The 23,727-nt window shown below is 67.3% G+C and carries 14 protein-coding genes and 1 pseudogene; 10 read left to right on the top strand and 5 right to left on the bottom strand.

The features are described from left to right. Nucleotides 1-95: 95 nt before the first annotated feature. Entirely contained in the window at nucleotides 96-1,637 is a 1,542-nt protein-coding gene (locus tag HNP98_RS16320) for a M20/M25/M40 family metallo-hydrolase (protein ID WP_173811236.1), read from the bottom strand. 72 nt (nucleotides 1,638-1,709) lie between these two features. Here HNP98_RS16320 and HNP98_RS16315 point away from each other — a divergent pair. From HNP98_RS16315 to HNP98_RS16305, 3 genes and pseudogenes are all read left to right on the top strand, one after another. Then, nucleotides 1,710-2,521: pseudogene (locus HNP98_RS16315) on the top strand (IS5 family transposase). A 543-nt stretch (nucleotides 2,522-3,064) separates the two neighbouring features. Further along, entirely contained in the window at nucleotides 3,065-4,045 is a 981-nt protein-coding gene (locus HNP98_RS16310; protein WP_173811235.1) for an aspartate carbamoyltransferase catalytic subunit, read from the top strand. Between the two features lie 90 nt (nucleotides 4,046-4,135). Beyond that, a complete protein-coding gene (locus HNP98_RS16305; RefSeq protein ID WP_173811234.1) occupies nucleotides 4,136-5,413 on the top strand; it encodes a dihydroorotase in 1,278 nt (425 codons plus the stop codon). A 179-nt stretch (nucleotides 5,414-5,592) separates the two neighbouring features. Here the strand turns inward: HNP98_RS16305 and HNP98_RS16300 are convergent, their stop codons facing one another. Then, entirely contained in the window at nucleotides 5,593-6,537 is a 945-nt protein-coding gene (locus HNP98_RS16300) for an IS3 family transposase (protein WP_173811233.1), read from the bottom strand. Nucleotides 6,538-6,547: 10 nt separating this feature from the next. On the opposite strand from HNP98_RS16300, the gene HNP98_RS22495 reads away from it, so the two are divergent. From HNP98_RS22495 to HNP98_RS16265, 7 genes are all read left to right on the top strand, one after another. Beyond that, a complete protein-coding gene (locus HNP98_RS22495; RefSeq protein WP_173811232.1) occupies nucleotides 6,548-7,228 on the top strand; it encodes a transposase in 681 nt (226 codons plus the stop codon). Beyond that, entirely contained in the window at nucleotides 7,159-7,320 is a 162-nt protein-coding gene (locus tag HNP98_RS16290; protein ID WP_173811231.1) for a transposase, read from the top strand. Before HNP98_RS22495 ends, HNP98_RS16290 begins: the two co-directional genes overlap by 70 nt. 233 nt (nucleotides 7,321-7,553) lie before the next feature. Further along, nucleotides 7,554-10,121, top strand: a complete 2,568-nt coding sequence (locus HNP98_RS16285; protein ID WP_173811230.1) for a zinc-dependent metalloprotease — start codon at nucleotides 7,554-7,556, stop codon at nucleotides 10,119-10,121. Nucleotides 10,122-10,360: 239 nt separating this feature from the next. After that, on the top strand, nucleotides 10,361-13,819 hold the full coding sequence (locus tag HNP98_RS16280) for a class I SAM-dependent DNA methyltransferase (protein ID WP_173811229.1): 3,459 nt from the start codon (nucleotides 10,361-10,363) through the stop codon (nucleotides 13,817-13,819). A 1,002-nt stretch (nucleotides 13,820-14,821) separates the two neighbouring features. Continuing rightward, a complete protein-coding gene (locus HNP98_RS16275) occupies nucleotides 14,822-15,478 on the top strand; it encodes an HAD family hydrolase (RefSeq protein WP_173811228.1) in 657 nt (218 codons plus the stop codon). After that, nucleotides 15,444-16,706: a site-2 protease family protein gene (locus HNP98_RS16270; RefSeq protein ID WP_317171130.1), complete on the top strand. Its 1,263-nt coding sequence runs from the start codon at nucleotides 15,444-15,446 to the stop codon at nucleotides 16,704-16,706. The genes HNP98_RS16275 and HNP98_RS16270 overlap by 35 nt, the downstream gene beginning before the upstream one ends. 99 nt (nucleotides 16,707-16,805) lie before the next feature. Beyond that, nucleotides 16,806-17,441, top strand: a complete 636-nt coding sequence (locus tag HNP98_RS16265; RefSeq protein WP_173811227.1) for a hypothetical protein — start codon at nucleotides 16,806-16,808, stop codon at nucleotides 17,439-17,441. A gap of 257 nt (nucleotides 17,442-17,698) precedes the next feature. Here the strand turns inward: HNP98_RS16265 and HNP98_RS16260 are convergent, their stop codons facing one another. From HNP98_RS16260 to HNP98_RS16250, 3 genes are all read right to left on the bottom strand, one after another. Continuing rightward, entirely contained in the window at nucleotides 17,699-19,612 is a 1,914-nt protein-coding gene (locus HNP98_RS16260; RefSeq protein ID WP_173811226.1) for a T9SS type A sorting domain-containing protein, read from the bottom strand. 353 nt (nucleotides 19,613-19,965) lie between these two features. Continuing rightward, nucleotides 19,966-20,730: a PASTA domain-containing protein gene (locus HNP98_RS16255; protein WP_173811225.1), complete on the bottom strand. Its 765-nt coding sequence runs from the start codon at nucleotides 20,728-20,730 to the stop codon at nucleotides 19,966-19,968. Between the two features lie 155 nt (nucleotides 20,731-20,885). Continuing rightward, entirely contained in the window at nucleotides 20,886-23,639 is a 2,754-nt protein-coding gene (locus HNP98_RS16250; RefSeq protein ID WP_173811224.1) for a D-alanine--D-alanine ligase family protein, read from the bottom strand. Nucleotides 23,640-23,727 lie beyond the last annotated feature (88 nt).

The following is a 23,727-nucleotide window of genomic DNA, read 5'->3' as shown; positions in this document are numbered from 1 at the left end:
GAATTAAAAATCTGACCATCAAATTTTTAATTCATCATTTTTAATTATGTCTATAGAATTTGAAGCCACCCCAACCGGCCCCGGTCCCCGGCGGGCTACTTCATGGTCATAAGAGCGGCCATTGTTTCGATGCCGTCCCAGAGGTTGCCGAGGCGGATGTTTTCGTTTTCGGCGTGCTGGTTGTTGTCGTAGTTGGCCACGGGCACGGTGAGCGTGACGGTGCCCAGCTCCTGCTGGAAGACGTAGAGCGGCAGGCTGCCGCCCGAGGTGGGCAGCAGCACCACGGGCTGCGCCACCGTGGCCTGCACGGCCCGCACGACGCTGCGGGCCACGGGCAGCTCCAGGGCGGTGCGCTGGGCGTTGTAGCCGGTTTCGGGCGTCACGCGCACGATGCGCGGGTAACGGGCCCGCTCGGTGGCGGTGGGCGCGGCGGCGGTCACAAAAAAGCCCTGCCGCTGGATGTGGCGCACCACTTTCGCGACCTGGCGCTGGTAGTCGTTGCCCAGCACCAGGCGCAGGTCCAGCACGGCCTCGGCGGTGGTGGGGATGACGTTGGCGGCCTGGGCCCCCACGTTGGCGCTGCGCAAGCCGTTGATGTTCAGCGAGGGCTGGGTGAGCAGGGCCACGAGCGACTCGCCCGCGCCGTCGGCCCGGGCGAAACCCAGCTCCTGGCGCAGCGCGTCTTCCACGGGCGGCACGCGGCGCACGGCCTCCTGCTCGGCGGCGCTGAGGGGCACCACGTCGTCGTAGAAGCCGGCGATGGTCACGCGGCCGGTGCTGTCCTTCATCGAGGCCAGCAGCTGGGCCAACTCCATGGCCGGGTTGGGGGCCCAGTTGCCGTAGTGGCCGCTGTGCAGCGGGCGCGTGGCCCCGTACACGGTCAGGCCCACGTTCACGTCGCCCCGGGCCCCGAACACCACCTGCTTGCGCCCCGACTGGTGCACCGGCCCGTCGCAGATAATCCAGAGGTCAGCCCGGAGGGCGTCGCGGTGGCGGCGCAGCGTTTCGGCCAGGTGCGGCGAGCCGCGCTCCTCCTCGCCTTCAAAGAAAAACTTGAGGTTGGCCGTGGGCCGGCCGCCGCTCTGCGCCAGGGCCTGGTAGCCGGCGAGGATGGCCATCACCCCGGCCTTGTCGTCGGAGCTGCCGCGGGCGTACAGCCGCCACTCGGGGTTGAGGACCGTGCCCGCCGCCGGCAGCGGCAGCAACTGGCCGCCCTGGGCCAGCGAGCCGCTCGCCAGCGCCGGCCCGAAAGGGCTCAGGCCGGGGGCCCACTGGGCCGGGTTCACGGGCTGGCCGTCGTAGTGGGCGTAGAACACCAGCGTGCGGGTGGCCCCGGGCACGCGCACCTCGCCGAACACGGCGGGCGGCACGCCGGGCGTGGGCGCGGCCAGCAGCCGCACGCCGCTCAGGCCGCGCCGGCGCATCATGTCGGCGATGGTGGCGGCGGTTTGGCGCAGGCCGGCGCTGTCGGCGGCCACGTTGGGGATGGCGAGTAGGCGCAGGTACTCGGCCAGCAGCTCGTGCTCGTGGCGCTGGCGGTACTGGCGCACCCGCTGGAGCCCGGCGTCGGGCGGGGCCCCGGCCAGCAGCAGGCCCGCCGCGCCCAGCAGCACCCCGAGTAAGTAGGATTTCCTCATGGCCCGAAGTACGCCCGAAACTGGCGAAGGCCCGCCCCTAGCGCCTGTTCTGTGCTCTAGCTAAATTTGGGCATGGCAAAAGTAGCGCATTACCCGAGCGACATTTCCGATGATGAATGGGCCTTTGTGTGCCCCTATTTGTGTTTGATGCGCGAAGACGCACCTCAGCGGGAGCACCCCTTGCGGGCGCTGCTCAACGGCTTGTGCTACCTGGCCCACACGGGCTGCCCCTGGCGTTACCTGCCCGGTGACCTGCCGCCCCGGTCGGCCGTTTACCAGCAATGGAAACGCTGGCGCGATGCCCGCGCGTTTGAACGTATCGTACATGATTTAAACGAGTTGCAGCGCGTGCTGCTGGGGCGGTCGGCCACGCCGACGGCTGTTATTTTCGACGGGCGGACGCTGCAAAGCACGCCGGAGAGCGGGCACCGGGCGGGTTACGACGGCGCAAAGAGGCGCAAGGGTAGCAAGGCCCGCGTCGCCGTTGACGCCCTGGGCCAGTTGCTGGGCGTCGTCATCACGCCAGCCGACGAACAAGAGCGGGCGCAAGAGAGCGGGCGCAAGTAGGCGAGTTATGCCGGCAGGTGCAGGAGATTACGGGCCAAACCGGGCAGGTAGGCTTTGGGGACCAGGGTTACACGGGGGAAGACCCGGAATACGAGGCCGCCGTGCCTGACATTGACTTACAAGTCATAACCAAGCCCGAAGGCCAGACGGGTTTCATCCTTTTGCCCCGTCGCTGGGTGGTCGAACGCAGTTTTGCCTGGCGCAGCCGCTTCCGGCGACTGGCCCGCGACCACGAGCGCTTGAGCCAGACCTTGCAACAACTGCATTTTGTCGTTTCCGCCTGTATTATGCTCGCCAGGCATGCTAATAGTGCATAACAGGCTCTAGGGCGCCAACCGGCTCGCAACGCTTCCGCATGGCGCGTTAAAGCGCAGGTTTTTTGTTCGTTTGTGCGCCATACGCACGTTCGCCGCAACGGAAATCCTTGCCTAATATGCGTTAAGGATGCGTAACAATGCCGTAGCTTTGCAGCATGCTTCAACCGAAAAACTTGTTGACGAAGCGTGGGACCCTGCTCGGCTGGGAACCACGAGGGAACCGAAAGGTCCTCGCCACCATCGATTTTCCCGATTTCGCTTTTGGTGTTTCCGTTATTTTTCCTGAGTGCTGCCCCGCTACCGTTTCGGATTCCGAAACGGTTTTTTTATGTCCATTGCGTTCATCGGCTGCTGCCTGGCAAGCCTTGTATTCAGCAAAACTCATGCCCCCCATAGACGACGCTAACGCCCCCCTCCCCCACCGTGGCGGCTGCCGCCACCGCTTGGCCTTGTACAGCCCGTTTCCCCGTCGTGGGTAGTAGGTAGGTAAGCCTTCACATTGTCCATTTTAGCTAGACTGCCTCACTTTCCCTCCACTCCGGTATGGCACGCAAAGACCTGCTCGACATCGCATCCCTTCACCGTGATGAAATCGAGTTCCTGCTCGACCAATCCACGTCCTTCAAAAAACTGTTCACCCACTCGGTGAAAAAAATCCCTGCCCTCGAGGGCAAATCCGTGCTCATGCTGTTCTACGAGGCCAGCACCCGGACGCACTCCTCCTTCGAGGTAGCGGCCAAACGCCTCTCGGCGGAGGTCACGAATTTCGACGTGGCCCACTCCTCCATCACCAAGGGCGAGTCGGTGCGCGAGACAATCGAGACGCTCCAGGCCATGCGCACCGACTACATCGTCGTGCGCCACAGCCACCCCGGCCTGCCCGGCATGATTGCCCGCCAAACCACGGCCTCGGTCGTCAACGCCGGCGACGGGGCGCACGAGCACCCCACCCAGGCCCTGCTGGACGCCTTCACCATCAAGGAAAAATTTCCCGACCCCCGGGGCAAAAAAGTCCTCATCATCGGCGATATTCTCCACTCCCGCGTCGCGCGCTCCACCAGCACCCTGCTGCAGAAGCTGGGCATTGAGGTGGCCTACCTGGGGCCGGGCTCGCTGGTGCCCAAGTACGTCCCGGCCAGCATCCGCCGCTTCACCGATTATGAGGCGGCCATGGCCTGGGCGCCCGATGTGGTGTACCTGCTGCGCGTGCAGCTGGAGCGCCAGGACGTGCAGTTTTTCCCCAGCGTGCGCGAATACCACCGGGTCTACGGCATCACCACCGCCCGGCTGGCGGAAATCCGCGACCGGGGCCTTTACATCATGCACCCCGGCCCCGTGAACCGGGGGGTCGAGCTGTGCGACGCCGTCATGGACTACGAGCGCAGCCTGATTACCAACCAGGTCGAAAACGGGATTTCTGTTCGCATGGCCGTGCTCGACTGGCTCACGCCGGGCGGGGACTTCCCGCGGCAGGAAGCGTATGCCGCACCACAGCGCGCTGGCTCAACGGTGGTTAAGCCCTGAGCGCCGACCGCGGCGGCTGGTTCCACCCGTGCGTTTTCTTCAATAGCCCGAATATCTCCCCCCTTGCCGGTTTACAGCACTCCTCACCCCATGCTCCTCCTTCAAAATGCCCGCATTGCCGCCGAAAATTCACCCACGCTGCTAGAGAGCGATGTCCTGATTGTCGAAGGAATAATTCAGAACATCGGTCCCAAACTAGCCATCCCCGAGGGGGCCCGGGTCATCGACGCGCGCGGCCGGGTGCTGATGCCGGGCATGTTTGATGCCCACGTCCACTTCCGCGCCCCCGGGTTTGAGAACAAAGAAACCATCACCACGGGCAGCGAGGCGGCCATCAACGGCGGCATTACCGGCGTGGTGATGATGCCCAACACCCGCCCGGCCCTCGATTCGGCGACATCCATTGCGACCGTGCTGGAAAACGCCAAGCATCGGTCCCGCATTCCGGTGTACACCTCCGGCTGCGTCACCAAGAACCGCGAGGGCAAGGAGCTGGCGGAAATCGAGGGCATGCGCGGGCTCGGCGTGAAGATGCTCACCGACGACGGCGACACCACCAACGACCCGGCGGTGCTGCTGCGGGCGATGCAGTACGCCACCGAGTTTGGGATGTTTTTCGCCAGCCACTGCGAGGTGCCGGAGCTGGCCGGGCCCCGCGCCCTCAACGAAGGGGTGATGAGCTACCGGCTCGGCATCAAGGGTTCGCCGGCCTGCGCGGAGGAAATCATCATCGACCGCGACATCCGCCTGGCCCGGGCGGCGGGCGCGCACGTGCACATCCAACACGTGTCCAGCCAGCTCGGCATGGAAACCATCCGCTGGTGGAAATCGCGCGGCGATGTGAAGGTGACGGCCGAAGTAACCCCGCACCACCTGTTCTTCATTGACGAGCACATCGGTGACTACGACACGAACTACAAGATGAACCCGCCGCTGCGCACGCAGGCCGATTGCGACGCGCTGCTCGAAGGGCTCATCGAAGGCGTCTTCGACATTATTTCTACGGACCACGCGCCGCACACGCCCTTCGAAAAGGCCCAGGATTTCATCAGCGCGCCCAACGGCATCACCGGCCTGGATACGGCCCTGGTCTCGCTGCACCACTTCTTCGTCGAGCCCGGCAAATTTGGGTGGGACCTGGTGGTGAAGCGCTACTCGGCGGAGCCCCGCCGCCTGATGGGCCTGCCGGTCGCCGCCATCGAAGTCGGCCAGCCGGCCGAGTGCCTCTTGTTCGATACCGCAGCGGAAACGACCTTCACGCGGGAATTCATGAAATCTAAATCCCAGAACACGCCCTTCATCGACCAGACGTTGAAAGGCCGGGTCGACCTGGTGATTTTAGGGACGGAAATCTTGCTGGAACGCTAGCCGTTCGGTGCACTGAGACTTGAATTGTGCAGAATTTGCCCCAAATTTCGGGCTACTACTTTTGCAGCAGACTCCTATACAAAGCCCCCGTTTAAATAGTGTCTTTTACCCCTCTGTCACCTTTTAAAGACATTCGTTTAGAAAAAGTGACAAGCCCAAAAAAGCAGGTGATGGTCTAGCTAAGCCGGGCACAATTGGGACACGGTTTGGAGGTGGGTTTCGAAATGATTGGGCGATTGATAGCCGAGCGCGGGGTGGCGGCGCCCGGCGTTGTGATAGGCGATGCGGTGCCCGATTTTGCGTTTGGCTTCGGCTGGGCCGGGGAAGCGGCCGCCGTCGAGCAGTTCGGCTTTGGAGCGGCTCCAAAAGGATTCGGCGGGGGCGTTGTCGTAGCCGTTGCCGCGCCGGCTCCTGCTGGGCACGGCCCCTTGGCGGGCGAGCAAGGCCTGGAAGCGGGTGGCCGGGTACGGGCTGCCTTGGTCCGGGTGCACGACGAGGCCCGCCGGGGGGCGGCGTACAGCCAGGGCGCGCCGCAGCGCCGCACCCACGAGGGCTTCCGGCATCGTGTCGCGCACGTCCCCGCCCACGATTTTGCGCGCGCAGCGGTCCAGCCACACGGCCAAGTAGCACCCGCCGCCGCCCGGGCGCGGCGAATAGGTGCGGTCGCCCGCCCAGACCCGGTTGGGAGCCGCGGGGGCCGGCTGCCCCGGCAAGCGGTCGGGCGCGGCGCGCACGGCCGGGTCCGGGTCGGTGGTGCGCGGCACAAACGAGCGGGGCGGCTGGGCCCGCAACCGGCGCGTGCCACAGCACTGGGCGTGGTGGGCAAGGGCCGCGCGCACGGCCATTTCCCAGGCCGGCTCGGGCACGGACCGGTCCAGTGCCCGAGCCGGGCCTAGTACGCGCTGGGCCGCGACCTGCAGGACCTGGCAGCGCTGGCGCACGGGCACGTGGGCGGCGCGGTGGGCAAGGTGCTGGTAGGTGCTCACCGGGTCGGCTGGCCGAAGATGACCAGGGCTTTTTTTTAAGCTACCGGCCCCCCGCTCGGCCCGCTCGAGGCACGCGCGCAGGGCCCGCACCTCGGGGTTACGGGCCACTTCTTCGCTGCCCACTTCGGTTGGGCGCAAGCTTTGCTGCATGAACAAAGCCCGGAGTTTGTTGACTGAGTTGACTGATGGGCAATGGGCGCGGCTGCCGCGGCTGCCGGGCCCGGAACGCTCGCCGGGCCCGGCGGCCCGGAACACGCGCTTGTTCGTCGAAGCCGTGCCCTGGCGGGCCCGGTGTGGCGTTTCGGGGCGCGTCCGGCCGGCCGCGCAGTTCGGGCCCTGGCACGCGCTCTACGCCCGGTTCCGGCGCTGGCGCCAGGCCGGCCGCCGGCACTGGCCCACGCGCAAGACCACGCGCAAGACCACGCGCAAGGGGCAACCGGCTTGCGCCGGCTGTCGGCCGGGTCCGCGGCCGGGCGCACCCCAAGTGGCCGCCGGGGCCAACCAAAAGACGGCCCGCGCGGGCAGGCGCGGCGGCTTCACCGCCAAGCTCTGCCTGGGCGGCGCGGCGCGGGGCCGCATTTGCGCCCTGGCCTTGACCGGGGGCCAGGCCCGCGACTGCCCGCAAGCCCCGGGCCGGCTGCGCGGCCACCTGCGCCCGGGCCAGGCGGTGCCGGCCGGGCCTACGACGCGGGCTACGTGCGGGCCCACATCCGGCAGGCCGGCGCCACGGCCGTCATTCCCGGCTAGAAAACCCGCGCCGTGCCCGCGGCCCACGACGCCGAACTCTGCAAGGAGCGCAACCGCATCGAACGCGCCATCAACGGCTTGAAACGCTTTCGGGCCGTGGCCACCCGCTTCGACAAACGCGCCGCCAGCTACTTTGCCACCCGTTGCCTCGTCGCGGCCCTGGCATGGCTCTGATTGGTAACACTCCCTAATCCAATTGATTTGATTATTGCTGCGGGAGAGATGCTTCGACTCCGCTGCGCTCAGCATGGCGGGCAAAGGGAGGCTGGACAACGCTTTCCAAGCCGCACCCGCACAACGCAGCAGCGGCCTGTTTTTTCTTGAAAAAACCTTTTTCTTGCGGCAAGGTGCGCGACATTGGTCCGCCGGGCGCAACCTTGCCGTCTCGTCTTTTTTCCCCTGACCGCATGAAGCACGCTACTCCCCTTCTCGCCGGCCTGCTGGGCCTGTGCGCCGCCGCTGCGGCCCAACCGGCCGCGCCGCCCGCGGCGGCCCGGCCCGCCGCCAAAACCGGGGCCCCGCCGGCCGCTACTCCGGCCGCCACGCTGGGCGCGGTCACCCGGGGGCTGCAAAAGTTCGACGGCTACTTTCCGTTTTATTACGACGCCAAAACGGGCAAGGTATTCCTGGAAATCAGCCGCTTCGACGAGGAGTTCCTGTACTTCGGGTCGCTGGCCAACGGCGTGGGCAACGGCATCGAGCGCGGGCAGAGCACGGCGGCCATCGCCAGGTTCGTGCGGGTCGGGGGCAAGGTGTTTTTGATCGAGCCCAACTACGACTACCGGGCCGTGGCGGCCAGCGCCGACGAGCAGCGGGCCGTGGACAACGCCTTCGCCAAGTCGGTGGTGTGGGGCTTCGTGCCGGCCGCCGCCGAGGGCGCGAAGGTGCTCGTGGACCTGACGCCGTTTCTGGTGCGCGACAGCCAGAAAATCGGCGAGCGGCTGGGCAGCCGCGGCTTCCAGGGCCCCGGGGCCAGCCTGCTGGGGCCCGGGGCCGGGGGCGGGCCGCCGGCCAGCTACAAGCTCGACGAGTCGCGCTCGGCCGTGTACCTCGCCAACACCCGCAACTTCCCCAAAAACAGCGAGTTCGAGGCCATGGTTACCTTCGTGGGAGGGCCCGGCGGGGCCGACTTCTTTGGCGATGAGGGCGGCGGCCTGGCCCCCGACCCCAGCGCCGTGACCGTGCAGCTGCACCAGGCCTTCGTGGCGCTGCCCGGCCCCGGCTACCGGCCCCGCAAGTTCGACCCGCGCTCGGGCCTGAACGAATTCAGCTACACCGACTTCGCCGCCCCCCTCAACGCGCCGCTGGTGCAGCGCTTCAGCCAGCGGCACCGCCTGCAAAAACAGGACCCCGCCGCCGCCGTGAGCGAGGCCGTGGCCCCCATCGTGTACTACGTGGACCGCGGGGCCCCCGCGCCCATCAAAAAGGCGCTGCTCGAAGGCGGGGCCTGGTGGAACGAGGCGTTCGAGGCCGCCGGCTACCGCAACGCCTTCCAAATCAAGGAGCTGCCCGCCGGGGCCGACCCGATGGACATCCGCTACAACGTGGTGAACTGGATCAACCGCTCGGGCAGCCCCCGGGCCTTCTCCTACGGGGCCTCGTACATCGACCCGCGCACCGGCGAAATCATCAAGGGCGTCGTGTCGCTGGGCTCCGACCGGCACCGGCAGGACTACCTCATCGCCGAGGGCCTGCTGCAACCCTACACCGACGGCCAGCCCGTGCCCGACCAGCTGGAGCAGCTGGCCCTGGCCCGCATCCGCCAGCTCTCGGCGCACGAAATCGGCCACACCCTGGGCTTCTACCACAACTTCACGGCCAGCACCAAAGACCGCGCCTCGGTGATGGACTACCCGTTTCCGCGCCTGACCCTGGGGCCCGACGGCCGCGTGGACGTGTCGCGGGCCTACGCCGCGGGCATCGGCGGCTGGGACAAGCGGGCCGTGCTGTGGGGCTACGCCGACTTCCCGCCGGGCACCGACGAAAACCGGGCCCTGGACGACATCCTGCGCGAAACCCTGCGGCAGGGCTACCGCTTCATTCCCGACGTGGGCGGCTACGCCCACCCGGCCGCCAACCAGTGGGACGACGGCCCCGACCCCGTGGCCCAGCTGAACCAGCTGATGGCCCTGCGCCGGCACGTGCTGGACGGTTTTTCGGAACGAGCCATCCGCCCGGACGCCCCGCTGGCCACCCTACAGGAGGTGCTGGTGCCCATTTACCTGCTGCACCGCTACCAGGTGGAGGCCGTGGCCAAGTCCATCGGCGGGGTGTACTTCACCCACGCCCTCAAAAACGACGGGCAGGCCCCCACGCAGCTCGTGGACCCGGCCGTGCAGCAGCAGGCCCTCGCCGCCCTGCTGGCCACCATCGCCCCGGCGGCCCTGGCGCTGCCCGAGGCGCTCATTGCCCAGATTCCGCCCCGGCCGGTGGGCTACCCGGCCTCGCGCGAGACCTTCGCCGGCTACACCGGGCCCACCTTCGACCCGCTCGCCGCCGCCGAGGCCGCCGCCGCGCCCCCCATCGCCGCCCTGCTGAACCCCGAGCGGGCCGCCCGCCTCGTCGAGTACCACGCCCGCGACGCCCGGCAGCCCGGCTTCCTGCCCGTGGTGGACCAGCTGCTGGCCGCCACCTGGAAGGCCGCCCCCGCCACCGGCTACCCCGCCGCCCTGCAAACGGTCGTTAATAACCTGGCCCTGAAGTACCTGCTCCAGCTGGCCGCCACCCCCGGCGCGGCGGCCAGCGTGCGCGGCCAGGCCCTGCTGGCCATCGACGACCTCCAGGCCTGGATGCGCGCGAAAGCCGCCAAAACCCAGGGCCCCCAGAAAGCCGGCCTGCTGTTCGGCCTCGCCCAAATCGAGCAGTTCCGGGCCGCGCCCGACAAGTTCTCGCCCCCACCGCCCGTGGCCATGCCCCCCGGGGCCCCCATCGGCACCCCGGCCCTGGATTTCCTGAGCGGCTGCGGCACTGATTGAAGCGGAACCGATGCCTCGCCCTGGGGGCACCTCACCCCCTAGCCCCCTCTCCAAAAGAGAGGGGGACTAGCGCTAGCTCTAAAAATCCAGCTTTTAAATACTAAGACTAAAAACTAGTCCCCCCTCTTTTTTGGAGAGGGGGCTAGGGGGTGAGGTGCCCCCCAGGCGGACCTCCCCCACGGATTTCGCCTACCTTAGAACCGCCGTAGCTACCCACCCGACGCGGCCCTTTTCTTCCTGTGACGTACCCTGAATTTGAAGCCCGCTGGGAAGTATCCGGCGGGGCGGAACGGGCCAACTACGGCCTGTTCCTGACCGACTTTTGCGACCTGCTGGGCGTGCCCCGGCCCGAACCCAAAACCGACGACCCCGCCCAGGACGCCTACGTGCTGGAGCGCGACGTGCTCTTCGACAACGGCACCGGCAAGCCCAGCACCGGCCGCATCGACCTCTACAAGCGGGGCTGCTTCGTGCTCGAAACCAAGCAGGGCACCACCCGGCGCACCACCCAGGCCCAGGCCGAGCGCGCCGCCCTGGGCCTGGCCGCCGCCAAGCTGCGCAAGGGCCACGCCCAGCGCGGCACCGCCAAGTGGCTCCAGGTGATGGAATCGGCCCGGCAGCAGGCCCTGGGCTACGTGCGGGCCCTGCCCGCCAGCGAGCCGCGCCCGCCCTTTGTGGTGGTGGCCGACGTGGGCTACTGCTTCGACGTGTACAGCAACTTCGCCGGGGTGGGCGACAACTACGCGGCCTTTCCCGACGCGCCCCGGTTCCGCATCATGCTGCCCGAGCTGGCCCGCGAAGAAACCCGCGCCTGGCTGCGGCTGCTCTTCACCGACCCCCAGCAGCTCGACCCCGCCCGCCTCGCGGCCAAGGTTACCCGCCAGCTGGCCGGGCAGCTCGCCGCCCTTTCTACCCAGCTGGAGGCGGCCGGGCACCCCTCCGACGTGGTGGCCGCGTTCCTCATGCGCTGCCTCTTTACCATGTTTGCCGAGGACGTGGGCCTGATACCGGGCGGCTCGTTTCTGGGCCTGCTGGCGCAGTACGACACCGACCAGCGGCGCCCCAACCTGCCCCGCGCCCTCGAAAGCCTGTGGCACACGATGGACCAGGGCGGCTTTGCCCCCACCCTGGCGGCCACGGTGCCCCGCTTCAACGGCAAGCTCTTTCACGAGGCGGGGGCCCTGCCGCTGTCGGGGGCCCAGGTGGAGCTGCTGCGCCAGGCCGCCGCCGCCGACTGGACCACCGTGGAGCCGGCCATCTTCGGCACCCTGCTCGAACGGGCCCTCGACCCCCACGAGCGCCACCGCCTGGGGGCCCACTACACCCCGCGCCGCTACGTGGAGCGCCTGGTGGTGCCCGCCGTGCTCGAGCCCCTGCGCCGCGAGTGGGCCGCCGCCCAGGCCGCCAGCGCCCAGCTGCACGAGGCCGACCGCGACGCGGAGGCGCGCGCCGAGCTGGTGAAGTTCCTGCGCCGCCTCACGGCGGTGAAAATCCTGGACCCGGCCTGCGGCTCGGGCAACTTCCTGTACGTGACGCTCGAGCACCTGAAACGGCTGGAGGGCGAGGTGCTGGCCGCCATCAACGCCTACGGGCAGTCGGGCCTGCTCGACCTGGCCGGGGGCACCACCGTGAGCCCGCGCCAGCTGCTGGGCCTGGAGCTGAACCCGCGCGCCGCCGCCATCGCCGACGTGGTGCTGCGCATCGGCTACCTGCAATGGCACATCCGCACCCACGGCCTCACCCAGCTGGCCGAGCCGCTGCTCGACGACTACCAGAACATCCGGCACCAGGACGCGGTGCTGGCCCACGGGGCCCCCCGGCCCCGCCTCGACGCCCAGGGCCGGCCCGTGACGCGCTGGGACGGGCGCACCACCCGCCCCAACCCCGCCACCGGCCAGGACGTGCCCGACGAAACCGCCCGCGTGGCCGTGCACGACTACCCCGACCCCCACCCCACGGCCTGGCCCGAAGCCGATTTCATCGTCGGCAACCCGCCGTTCATCGGCACCTCGCGGATGCGCGACCTACTGGGCGACGGCTACACCGAGGCCCTGCGCCGGGCCTACGCGGGCCGGGGCGTGCCCGAATCGGCCGACTTCGTGATGTACTGGTGGCACAAGGCCGCGCTGGCCGTGCGCGACGGGCAGGCGCTGCGGTTCGGCTTCATCACCACCAACAGCATCAAGCAGACCTTCAACCGGCAGGTGATGCTGCCCTTCGTGGGCGGCGACAACGCCCCGCTGCAACTCAATTTCGCCATCCCCGACCACCCCTGGGTAACCAGCGAGGACGGGGCCGCCGTGCGGGTGGGCATGACCGTGGCCGACCGCACCCGCCCCGGCCAGGCCTGGGGCCAGCTGCTGGCCGTGAAAACCGAAGCCCGGCCCGAAGGCGACGACGCGGCCGAAGTGTCGTTTACCGAACAACAGGGCCGCATTCAGCCCGATTTGAGCATTGGGGCTAACCTTGACAACGCCGGCCCACTCAAAGCCAACGACGGGTTAGCCAATAGAGGCGTAAGCCTTTTCGGCGCGGGCTTCATAATTGATGAAGCAAAGGCTGTTGCATTGGGATTAGGCAGCAGTTCAGGGTTAGAAAACCACATTCGACCTTACCGAAATGGCCGTGACCTAACGGATAAGTCCCGCGAGGCATTAGTAATTGATTTGTTTGGGCTGGATGCTAATGAGGCGCTAAGCCGCTACCCTAGTGTTTATCAGCATCTACTCGAGACAGTCAAACCTGAGCGTGACCAAAATAACCGAGCCTCACGTCGGGATAACTGGTGGGTTTTCGGAGAGCCCAACCCAAAGCTGCGTAAGATGTTAGCTGGCTTATCGCGCTACATTGCAACTGTAGAAACCGCTAAGCACCGGATTTTTCAGTTTCTCGATGCTAGCATCATACCTGATAATAAACTGGTGGCTATTGCCTTCGATGATGCCTACCACCTTGGGGTATTGTCTAGCCGGATTCATTACGTTTGGGCGATAGGAACGGGTAGCACGTTGGAGGACAGGCCCGTTTACGTAAAAACGCGGACTTTCGACCCGTTCCCCTTCCCGGAGGCGACGCCCGCCCAGCAGGCCCGCATCCGCGAGCTGGCCGAAACGCTGGACGCGCACCGCAAGCGCCAGCAGGCCGCGCACCCGGCCCTCACGCTTACCAACCTCTACAACGTCGTCGAGAAGCTCCGCGCCGGCCAGGCCCTCGCCCCCAAAGAGCAGGCCACCCACCAGCAGGGCCTCGCCTCGGTGGTGCTGGCCCTGCACCACGACCTCGACGCCGCCGTAGCCGCCGCCTACGGCTGGCCCCCCGCCCTGCCCGAGGCGGAATTGCTGGCCCGCCTCGTGGCCCTCAACCGCGCCCGCGCCGCCGAGGAGGCCGCCGGCCTCGTGCGCTACCTGCGCCCCGCCTACCAGGCCCCCGGCCAGCAGCAAGCCGGCCTCGACCTGCCCACCCGCGTGGCCCCCGAAACCGCCGCCGCCGCCGCCCCCCTGCCCTGGCCCGCCGAGCTGGCCCGGCAAATCCAGGCCGTGCGCGACGTGGTGGCCCAGGCCCCCGCCCCGCTCACCCCCCGGCAGGTAGCGGCCCGGTTCGCCGGGGCCGGCCCCGCCAAGGTGCAGCCCCTGCTCGACACCCTAGCCGCTCTGTCGCTGCTGCGGTGGGTAGAAGCCGAGAATGCCTACGCCGCCTAGCGCGTGGCTGAGCAGGGCTGCATTTGGCGTCCGCTTGCCGAAGCCGTTGCGCGGGCGGGTCGTTCTAACGTTCGCCTCACCCCCTAGCCCCCTCTCCGAAAAGGAGAGGGGGGACTAGCTTTAGCATTTAGTATCTAGTCTAAATAACTGATTTTTAGCGCTAAAAACTAGAGCTAGTTCCCCCTCTCCTTTTCGGAGAGGGGGCTAGGGGGTGAGGCGCACATTAGCACGACCCGCCCGCACTACGGCCTTTTCTGCTGGTTGTCCTCACATTCCAGGGCCCCCAGTCCACCCAAACAAAAAACCCCGTTTCCAACCTGGAAACGGGGTTTTTTGTGGGCCCACTTGGAATCGAACCAAGGACCTGCTGATTCACTTTCCTCCGGTTTCCCGAAGTAGTTGGACTATCTCATCACCGTATCCGCCGGGGCGGGGTTAGGTGGGGGGCGTTGGTGGAAGCGTATTGCATGGTCTGCTCACTTCCTAGTCTCTGCACCTTCCGGGTACTATCACGACCGTTCCCCGGCTTGGCTCAGGATTGCCATCGGGGCCAGTTGCCCCGAACAGGTTTCCCTGAGTTAACCCCCTGCTCATCCCGTCGTTTCCGGCCGGGAGGCACCGCTAAACATCTTTTCAATTAAAAGATGTCTGTTGATGAGTCAGCTGCTCTAACCGATTGAGCTATAGGCCCTGCATAGCCACCACGGGGGCAGCCAGCGATGCGAAGATACAACAAGGGCCGCAATCACGTGTGCACCCTGGAGCGCCCCGGCATCTCCTACCGCAGTTTTCAAGTCGGTGCACCCGGCGCTGTAAAACGGAGTGGCACTCCGTTGCGGCGCGAACACTCACTCCGTTGCGGCGCGAACACTGTAAAACGGAGTGGTACTCCGTTGCGGCGCGAACGCCAAACGGAGTACCACTCCGTTTTACAGTGCCGGGTGCACCGACTTGAAAACCGTGCTAAGCCCGACCTTTGCCAGCCCAACCCCTTCCGTAGCCATGCTTCCCCACCTGCTTTTCGACTTCGGCGGCGTCCTCATCGACATCGACTACGACCGCACCCCCGCCGCCTTCCGCCGCCTGAGCCGCGCGGGCAGCACCGTGGCCTACAGCCAGGCCAGCCAGGCCGAGCTGTTCGACCAGCTCGAAACCGGCCAGCTGACCCCGGCCGAGTTCCGCGACGGGCTGCGCACGGCCTACGACCTGGCGGCCACCGACGAACAGATTGACCAGGCCTGGCACGCGCTGCTGCTCGACGTGCCCGCCGAGCGCCTGGCCCTGGTGGCCGACCTGCGCCGCCAGGGCCACCAAACCGCCCTGCTCTCCAACACCAACGCCCTGCACATCGCCGAAATCAACCGGCGGCTGGCGGCGCAGTACGGCTTGGCGCACGGCATTGCCGACTGCCTCGACCGGGTGTTTTACTCGCAGGAGGTGGGGCTGCGCAAGCCCGGCGAGGCGTTTTTCCGGCACGCGCTGCGCGAAATGAACTGGCGGCCCGAAGACGTGTTGTTCATCGAAGACAGCCCCCAGCACGTGGCCACCGCCCGCCGCCTGGGGCTGCGGGTGCTGCACCTGGCCCCGCCGCTCACCCTCACCACCGCCCTGCCCGAAGCCCTCCGTGCCTTTCCCCGAGAATACGCCCCCGCTGCCTGAGTTTGACGCCACCCCTGCCCCCGCCCCGCCCCTGCCGGAGGTGTTGGCGGCGGCCCCCTTCGCCGACTTCTGGGCCCCCGACGCGGGGTTCCGGCGCTACGAGCGGCTGCCCGCGCCGCCGGCCCGCGCGTACGCCCGCCACCTCGGGCTGTTCCTGCTCACGCTGCTGACCACCACGCTGGCGGGCGTGCAGCTCACGCGGGGCGACCTGGGGCTGCTGCCGCTGGGCGTGTGGGGCCTGCCGCCGCTGCCGGGCCCCGGCGAGTGGGCCCGGGGGCTGGGCTACGCGCTGCCGTTTCTGGCCGTGCTCACGGTGCACGAGTTCGGGCACTACTTCGTGGCGCGGCGCAACCGGGTGCGCACGTCGCTGCCGTACTTCATCCCGTTTCCGCTGGGGCTGGGCACGTTCGGGGCGGTAATTCGCATCCAGGACCGAATTTTTTCGCGGCGCGAGTTTTTCGACATTGGGCTGGCGGGGCCCCTGGCGGGCTTCGTGGTGGCGGTGCCGCTGCTCATCTACGGCTTCACGCACCTGCCCCCGCTGGGCTATTTGTTTCAGGTTCACCCCGAGTACGCGCAGTTCGGGGCCGACTACGCCCGGCACGTGTACCCACCCGGCAGCAGCGGCCTCACCCTGGCGCGGCCGCTGCTCTACCGCCTGCTCGAAGCCGGGCTGGCCGACCCCGCCCGCATGCCCCACCCCAACGAGCTGCTGCACTACCCCCTGCTGGTGGCCGGGGCCCTGAGCCTGTTTTTCACGGCCCTGAACCTGCTGCCCCTGGGCCAGCTCGACGGCGGCCACATCCTGTACGGGCTGCTGGGGGCCCGGCGCTTCAACCGGCTGGCGCGGGTGCTCTTCGTCGGGTTCATCTTTTACGCCGGGCTGGGGCTGTTTTCGCCGCGCACCGCGCCCAGCACCTGGCTGTACTGGGGCCCCGCCTACGCGCTGTACCTGGGGCTTGTCTGCTGGCGGGCGCTGCCCACGCCGCGCCAGGGCCTGCTGCTGGCGGCGGGCATCTGGGGGGCGCAAGTGGCCGTGGCGGCGGCCCTGCCCGGGGTGCTGGGCAACCCCGGCTGGCTGGTGTTCGGGCTGCTGCTGGGCCGGCTCACGGGCATCTACCACCCCCCCGCGCCCGACGACCGCCCCCTGAGCCCCGCCCGCCAGTGGCTGGGCTGGCTGATGGTGGCTATTTTTGTGCTCTGCTTCACGCCCTCGCCGTTTAAATGAATGAGTGAATGAGCGAATGAGTGATGGCGCAAGTGCAAACCACCTGATATAACCGCTCCTTCACTCATTCATTCACCCAGTCACCCATTGCCCCCATCCATGCATTTCCAGCAACGCCAGCTTACCCGCGCCACGCTCCTGGCCCTGCGCGAGCACGGCCTGTACGTGTGCCAGCGCGACGGCCGGGGCCACATTGCGCTGGAGCTGGAAATGCCCTACGAGGAGATTTTGCCCGTGCGCACCGAGCGCCGCCGCCAGGTGCCCCAGCGGCAGCTAATGGGGTTGCTGTTCGGGGCCCTGTGGCTGGCTGCCACGCTGGGCCGCCCCGGCGGCGGGGCCGCGTGGCTGGCCGAGTTTTGGGGCTGGGCCCTCGCGGCCGGGCTGGGCCTGGTGGCAGTGTTTTTCTACGGCCTGCACCACTGGTGGAGCCAGCGCGTGCTGCACACCGCCCGCGCCCAGGTGGTGCTGCCCGACACGCCCGCCGAGCGCGCCGCCTTCCACGACTTCTCGCTGGCCCTCGACCGCCGCGCCAAAACCTACCTGCGCCGCGAGTACGGCACCGTGAACCCGCTCGGCAACATCGAGCCCCAGCTGCGCCGCGTGGCCTGGCTGCAAGAGCTGAACGTGTTCAGCCCCGCCGAGGCCCGGGCCCTCACCACGCGCCTCACCGGCCGGGTGCCCAACCAGCCCCAAACCCGCCTGGGCCCCGACCTAGACCTGCCGTTTGTGAACTAAGCGGCCGCCATCCCTCTGGTACGCTTGCTTTTAAGTACCCGTGCAGAGGTAAGCAGATAGGGGTGGCCTAACACGGGGTGGCCCGACGACGAAAAAAGTCGTCGGGCCACTCTGGCGGTTGAACAGCGGCCCCGGGGTATTATCAGAGTGGCCCGACGACGAAAAAAGTCGCCGGACCACCCCGTGTTAGGCCACCCCTATCCGCATACCTCTGCACGAGTCCTCTAAAAACCCGGAAGATTACATCAAGCAGCGGCTCACGGCCCGCTGACGACCAGCCGGCGGCTCACGCTGCTGCCGTCGCGCAGGCGCAGGCGCACCACGTACACCCCCGCCGCCAGGGCCCCCGGGGCGAGCACGGGCCGCCCGGCCTCGGCGGCGGGCTGCTCCCACACGAGGCGGCCCAGCGCGTCGAGGATGCTGGCGCGGGCAAAAGCGGGGCCGGCCACGCCGATGCCCCCGCCGGCCGGAGCCGGGTTGGGGTACAGGGCAAACGCGGCGGCGGCAGGCCCGGCGGCGGCGGGCAGGGTGGCCGTCACCACGGTCTGGTTGTTGGTGAGCAGCGGGCGGAGCATGGGGGCCCCGGCGGGGATGGTCGAAAACGCCAGCCAGCTCCCCTGCTCGGTGCGAAAGAGGGTGTTGGCCGGGGGCGGGTTGTTCAGGTCGAGGCCGTAGGGCAGGAACTGGCCCCGCGCCGGCTGGCCGTAGCCCACGTACACGCGGCCCTTGGGCACGGGCACCGACGTGCCGAAGAGCACATCGACGAACGCCTGCCCCGCCGGCAGCGGGTTGGGCAGGGCAACGGTTTTGAGGAGCAGGGGCGTGGCCGCGGGCTGCCCGTTGGCGTCGGCCCACACGCCGATGGTGACGCTGCGGGCGGCCCCGTTGTCGCCCTGCGCCGTGTTCAGAAATACGGGGTACAGGCGCACGCCCTTCACCTGGTCGGCCTGGTTGAGGTCGAGGGCGTAGGCCAGGTACTGGGCGGGGCCCGTGGCGGTGGCCGGCAGCGAGAGCACGGCTTCGGCCGAGCCGTCGTCGAAGGCGTAGTAGTCCTGCAAAAACACGTCGCGGCTCAGCGTGTCGTTGGGCAGGGTGCGGTCGCCGGCCGCCACGCGGGTGTTCAGGGCCAGGGTGTAGCGCAGCTGCTTGGCGGCGTTGGTGAGGGGCAGCGGCGCGGCGCGGGCGCTGCCGCCGATGGTGGTTTGGCGCGGCGTGGTCGGGATGCTGCGGCTGTCCGCCAGCCACGTGCCCTGGAAGCCGCCGGCCACGTCCTGCACCGTGCCCGTCCAGCTGATGGGCGTGGGGATGGGCCCGGGGTTGAGGTTGGTGATTTCGGCGTTCAGCGACGGGTTCAACTCGTCGGCGGGCGCGGCGGCGTTGTACTGCCACCAGGGCAGGGCCGTGAAGCGCCGCAGCGGGTTGCCCAGCCCCTGGGCGGTGGCCAGGTCGGCGTAGGTGGTGTCGGCGGCGGTGCGGTTGGCGGCCAGCACGAAGTAGTCGAGGCTCCAGGCGTCGCGGCTCACGGCCAGGTTGCCCGTGGCCTGGAACTGGAACTGGAACCCGGCGTGAAAGTAGCGCGGGTCGCTCACGGCCACGGCCCGCTGCCGGAAGGCGCTCACCGGCTGCCCGCCCGCCAGCTGCCGCCACTGCGACACCCAGCGCCCGTCCTTGTCCAGAAAAAACAGCTCCAGGGCCACCGTCGCGCCGTTGGCACTGCGCTGGGCGGGCCCCACCACGCTGCCTTCCTGCCAGGCAAAGGTGAGGTAGAGGTTGTTGCCCGCCCCGTAGGCGCTCAGGTCGATGGGCTGCGAGGTGAGCGTGTCGATGGCCCCGAAGCCCGAGGGGCTGCCGTAGCCCTGGCCGTTGGCCCGCAGGCCGTCGAGCGTGGCCACGCCCCGCGTGAGGGGGTGCACCGGCAGGCGGTTGTTCACCAGGGCCCCGCCGCCGGGCAGCCAGTTTTGCACCCGGGGGTTGCCCTCGCGCGGCGTGGTGAAGTCGTCGAAAAACGGCAGCGCCAGCGCCGCCGTGCCGCGCCGCGCCGCCGCGGGCCCCGCCGCCGGGGCCGTGCGGCCGGGGTCGTTGGGCAGGGGCTGGGCGGGCAGCACGCCCTGGGCCGGGGCGGCCAGCGCCAGCAGCAGCAGCGCCGGCAAAAGGCGGAACAGTCGGGTCATAATTAATAGCCGCTAATTAAAAACGAAGGGGTAAGCGCCGTTGAAAAGGCGTTTTAATTTTTTATGAGGCAGTTTATGAGGCAGTTTAAATGTTAAATGATCCTCTTTTGGCCGTCATGCTGAGCGCAGCCGAAGCATCTCGCGTGCTCCGTTACATCGATTGAATTACTGCTGTACGCGAGATGCCTCGGCTGCGCTCGGCATGACGTGCTGAATGGTTTGAATGACTTTTCTGAATCACCAAACAACTTCTATTTCTCATTTTCCTGGAGCGCCAACGCCGGGGCCAGCGCTTTAGTGCTGCCAGCCGCCCGGGGCCCCGAGCGGCCGCCAAAAAGGCCCGCGCCGGGGCCCTATTTCGCGATCCACAAATCGACGAGCTGGCCGGTGCGGATGGTGGCGTTGGGGCCCGGCACGGGGCGCTGGCGCACCACGGTGCCCGGCACCTGGCCTTCTGCGGCGGCCTGCTCGAATACCTCCCCCTTTTGCAGGCCCTGGCCGGCGAGCAGCGTCAGGGCTTCATCCTGGGGCATTTTCACGAGGTCGGGCACCAGAAATTCTTGGTTGCCCAGGCCGTCGCCCACTTCCAGGTCGATGCGCGTGCCCTTTGCCACGGGGGCCCCGGGCGCTATTTCCTTGCCGTTCACGAACTGCCGGAGCACGGCGTTTTGGGCCAGGTTGGGCACCATCTTAATCTGGCCCACCACCAGGTCGTAGCTCTGCAAGATGAGCTGGGCGTTCTTCACCGAGCCGTCCACCAGCTTGGGCATCTTGATGACCGGCGGGCGCTTCATGGCCACTTGCAGGTAAATTTTGCGGCCCTCCTTCACCTTCTCGCCCGGCGCGGGGTCCTGCGTCAGCACGGTGAGCGGCCGGATATCGGGGTTGTAGCTCGAATCATCGACGAAATACGCCAGGTGGCGCGCGTCGAGGTATTTCTCCAGCTCGGCCACGTTCATGCCCGTCACCTTGGGCACCGTGATGGTTTCGCCGTGGTGGGTCGTCACGGGCAGGTACACGTAAAAAAAGCCCAGCACGAGCAGCGCCGCCGCGCCCACCACCAGGGCCAGGTGTTTCACGACGTCGAGCGGGGTGTTGGCTTTGAAAAAACTGGCCATTAGGTAGATAGGGCTTGGGGATTGATATATGAAACAGGTAGAACGTCATGACAATAGAACGTCATGCTGAACGCAGCCGAAGCATCTCTACTGCGTCACTAACCCAATCGTTCAACGAATGAATTACTGCCGCGGTAGAGATGCTTCGGCTGCGCTCAGCATGACGGCCTTATTGCCATCTTTTCTCGCCCCGCCCGCGCCTTGCCGAATTCCAAAATCCGGTCCACGAACTGGTAGGGCGTGTAGCCGGCCAGGGCCGTTTGGTGGAAGATGCAGGTGGCGGGCGTCATGCCGGGCAACGAGTTGACTTCGATGATAATAACCTCCACGGCCCCCGACGGCCGCACCCGCACGAAGGCGTCGATGCGGGCGTAGCCCTGCACGCCGAGCACCTCGGCCACGCGGCGCAGCACGGCCTTCACCTCGTTGCTGATGCGCTGGCGCTCGGCGGGGTCGGGGGCGTAGCGGGCGGGCGTGATGTTCTGGCCCTCGCCGGCCAGGAACTTCTCCTCCAGGCTCAGCACCTCGCCGTTGGCCAGGGCCTCGCTGGCCTCGAAGACTTCGATGGCGAGCCGGCCGTCCGCGTCGTAGCTCGTGAGCAGGCCCCCGGTCACTTCCAAGAAGTGCGCGGCCCCGTCGCGGCTGATGAGGGTTTCCACCAAAAAGGCGTCTTTCTGCGGAAACTCCTCCTTGAAGCCCAGGTGCAGCACCCCGGCGGGGCCCGCCAGCAGGTCGTCCTGGTCGCGGAACATCAGCGCCGAAAAGGCCGCCAGCTCGGCGCGGTTCTTAATCTTTTTCACCGCCGACGAGCAGCCGTCGTCGGCCGGCTTGGCGATGAACGGGTACGGAAACTGCGCCTCCAGGCGGCGGTAGAAGCTTTCGGCGTCGGCGGCCCACTCCAGGCGCGGGGCCATGCGGTGGTCGGCCACCAGCAGGCCGGCTTCGCGCAGGCGCTGGTTGGTTTCGAACTTGTTGATGGTGAGGGCGCTGCTGGCCACGCCCGAGCCGTTGTAGGGCAGGCCGTGGCGTTCCAGCTCCTGTTGCAGGGCCCCGTCCTCGCCCGGGCGGCCGTGCAGGGCGATGAACACCTCGTCGGCCAGCCCGGCCAGCTCGGCGAACGAGATGCGGCGCGGCTGGGCCAGCCCCTGCCCGGCGTAGGTGCGGGTGAGGGCGGCGGCCTCGGCCTGGATTTTGGCCAGGATGGGGTGGGGCCCCGCGCCGGCTTCGGCGTGCTCAATCTTCTCGCGGATGTCGTCGGCGTTGTCCTTCAGCATCACGTTGATGGGCAGCACGTAAAGGCGGTGCTCCTGGGCCGAGCCGGTGAGGAACACCGGCACCGGCGCGTACTTGGCCGACGAGCTGAGCTTCTCGAAAATGTTTCGCCCGCTCTCCACCGAAATGTGGCGCTCCGACGAGTACCCGCCCATAATGACGGCCACCCGGATGCGCCCGCCCGCGCCGGCCTGCTGCCGGTCGGCCACCGCCGCGTCGAGCTGCCGGAGCTGCTGGGCCAGCTGCACCGGCTGCATCCCGCCGCGCCGCCGCGCTGCCAGCGACGTGCGGATGAGGTAGGTGAGGAACTGGCTGGGGTTCAGGCCAATCTCGGCCGCCTGGTGGAAGAAGAACGAGGCCGGCAGCATCCCGCTCGTCGTGTTGGGGTCGTTGAGGAAGATGGTGCCATCGGGCGTGTAAAAGCCGTCGAGCCGCGCGTACACCTGAAAACCGAACGTGCGGAACATAACCTGACACTGCTCTCGGATGCGCTGAATCTCCGCCTCCGGCAGGTCGATGGGCGTGACTTTGCGGGCCAGGCCGGGCAGGTACTTGGCGCGGTAGTCGAACAGCTCCGCGCCCTTCACAATCTCGGTGGGCGGCAGGGCCAGGGGCTCGCCGCGCTCGTTTTCCACCACGATGCAGCTGAACTCGCGGCCGGCCACGAATTGCTCTACCAGAACCTGGGTTTCGCCAGTTAGACTCGTGAAGCGTATGAAATTAACCTCTGCTTTAAATTCCTGTAAAGTGGGTTGGTTGAAATTTTGATTGATGTAGTCAAGTAATACCTCAGGGTGATGAATCAATTCTTCCACACCCTCTTCAAAATCAGCTGTAACTACCAATGCGCTTACCGGTAAACCAATGCCTTCGCGAACATCAGCCACTTGACGTATCCAGGTCAGTTGTTCGGCTTCGCGCATAATCTCCCAATCATCGCGGAAAAGAAAGCGCTCAAACCGGGCTCGGTCCACGGCGTTGCGGAACAGCTCTTCGTTCTCTTCCCGCACGATGCTGACGCCAATGCTACTGCCCTGGCGGGGGGCCTTGATTACAAGGGGTAGTCCTAGTTCCTCTATTAATTCTGGCAATGTGACTGACCCACTGCCTTTTCTAAAAACTACCCGAAACTTCGGCGTCGCCAGCCCCACGGCCTGCATCAGACGCTTCTGCGCAATTTTATCAATGCCAATGGCCGAGGGCAAAATGCCGGAGCCCGAGTACGGCACGCCCAGCCATTCCAGCAGGCCCTGGATGGCTCCGTCCTCGCCGCCGGGCCCGTGCAGGGCCAAGAAGGCAAAGTCCATCAGCTTGGGCAACTCGCTGGCTTCAAGGCGGCGGCCGACGTGGCTAATTAGCTCGGTCAGGGCGTCGTCGCTCAGCTCGCCCAGGCTTTCGACGTACACCTGCCAGGGGTGGCGGGTGGCGGGCAGCGCGGCCACCGGCGGGTAAAAGTCGCGGATGGTGCCTTTGTACAGGTACTGCCAGTCGAGCAGGATGAAGTTGCCCAGGCTATCCACGAAAATGGGCACCGGCTGGAACAGCGCCTTGTCCAGGTTATCGAAAACGGTGCGGCCCCCGGCAAACGAAATTTCCCGCTCGCGCGAAGTGCCCCCGAAAAAAATGCCAATTCTCATAGTTCCGCAAAGGTAGGAAGGGCCGCGGGGCCCCGCCCGTAGTATGGGCGCTGCAAGTCCACGCGGTTAAACGGTCGCCGAACGGCCG

The organism is Hymenobacter caeli, assembly GCF_013294115.1.
GTDB classification, from domain to species: domain Bacteria; phylum Bacteroidota; class Bacteroidia; order Cytophagales; family Hymenobacteraceae; genus Hymenobacter; species Hymenobacter caeli.
This window is presented reverse-complemented; position numbering and strand designations above follow the sequence as displayed.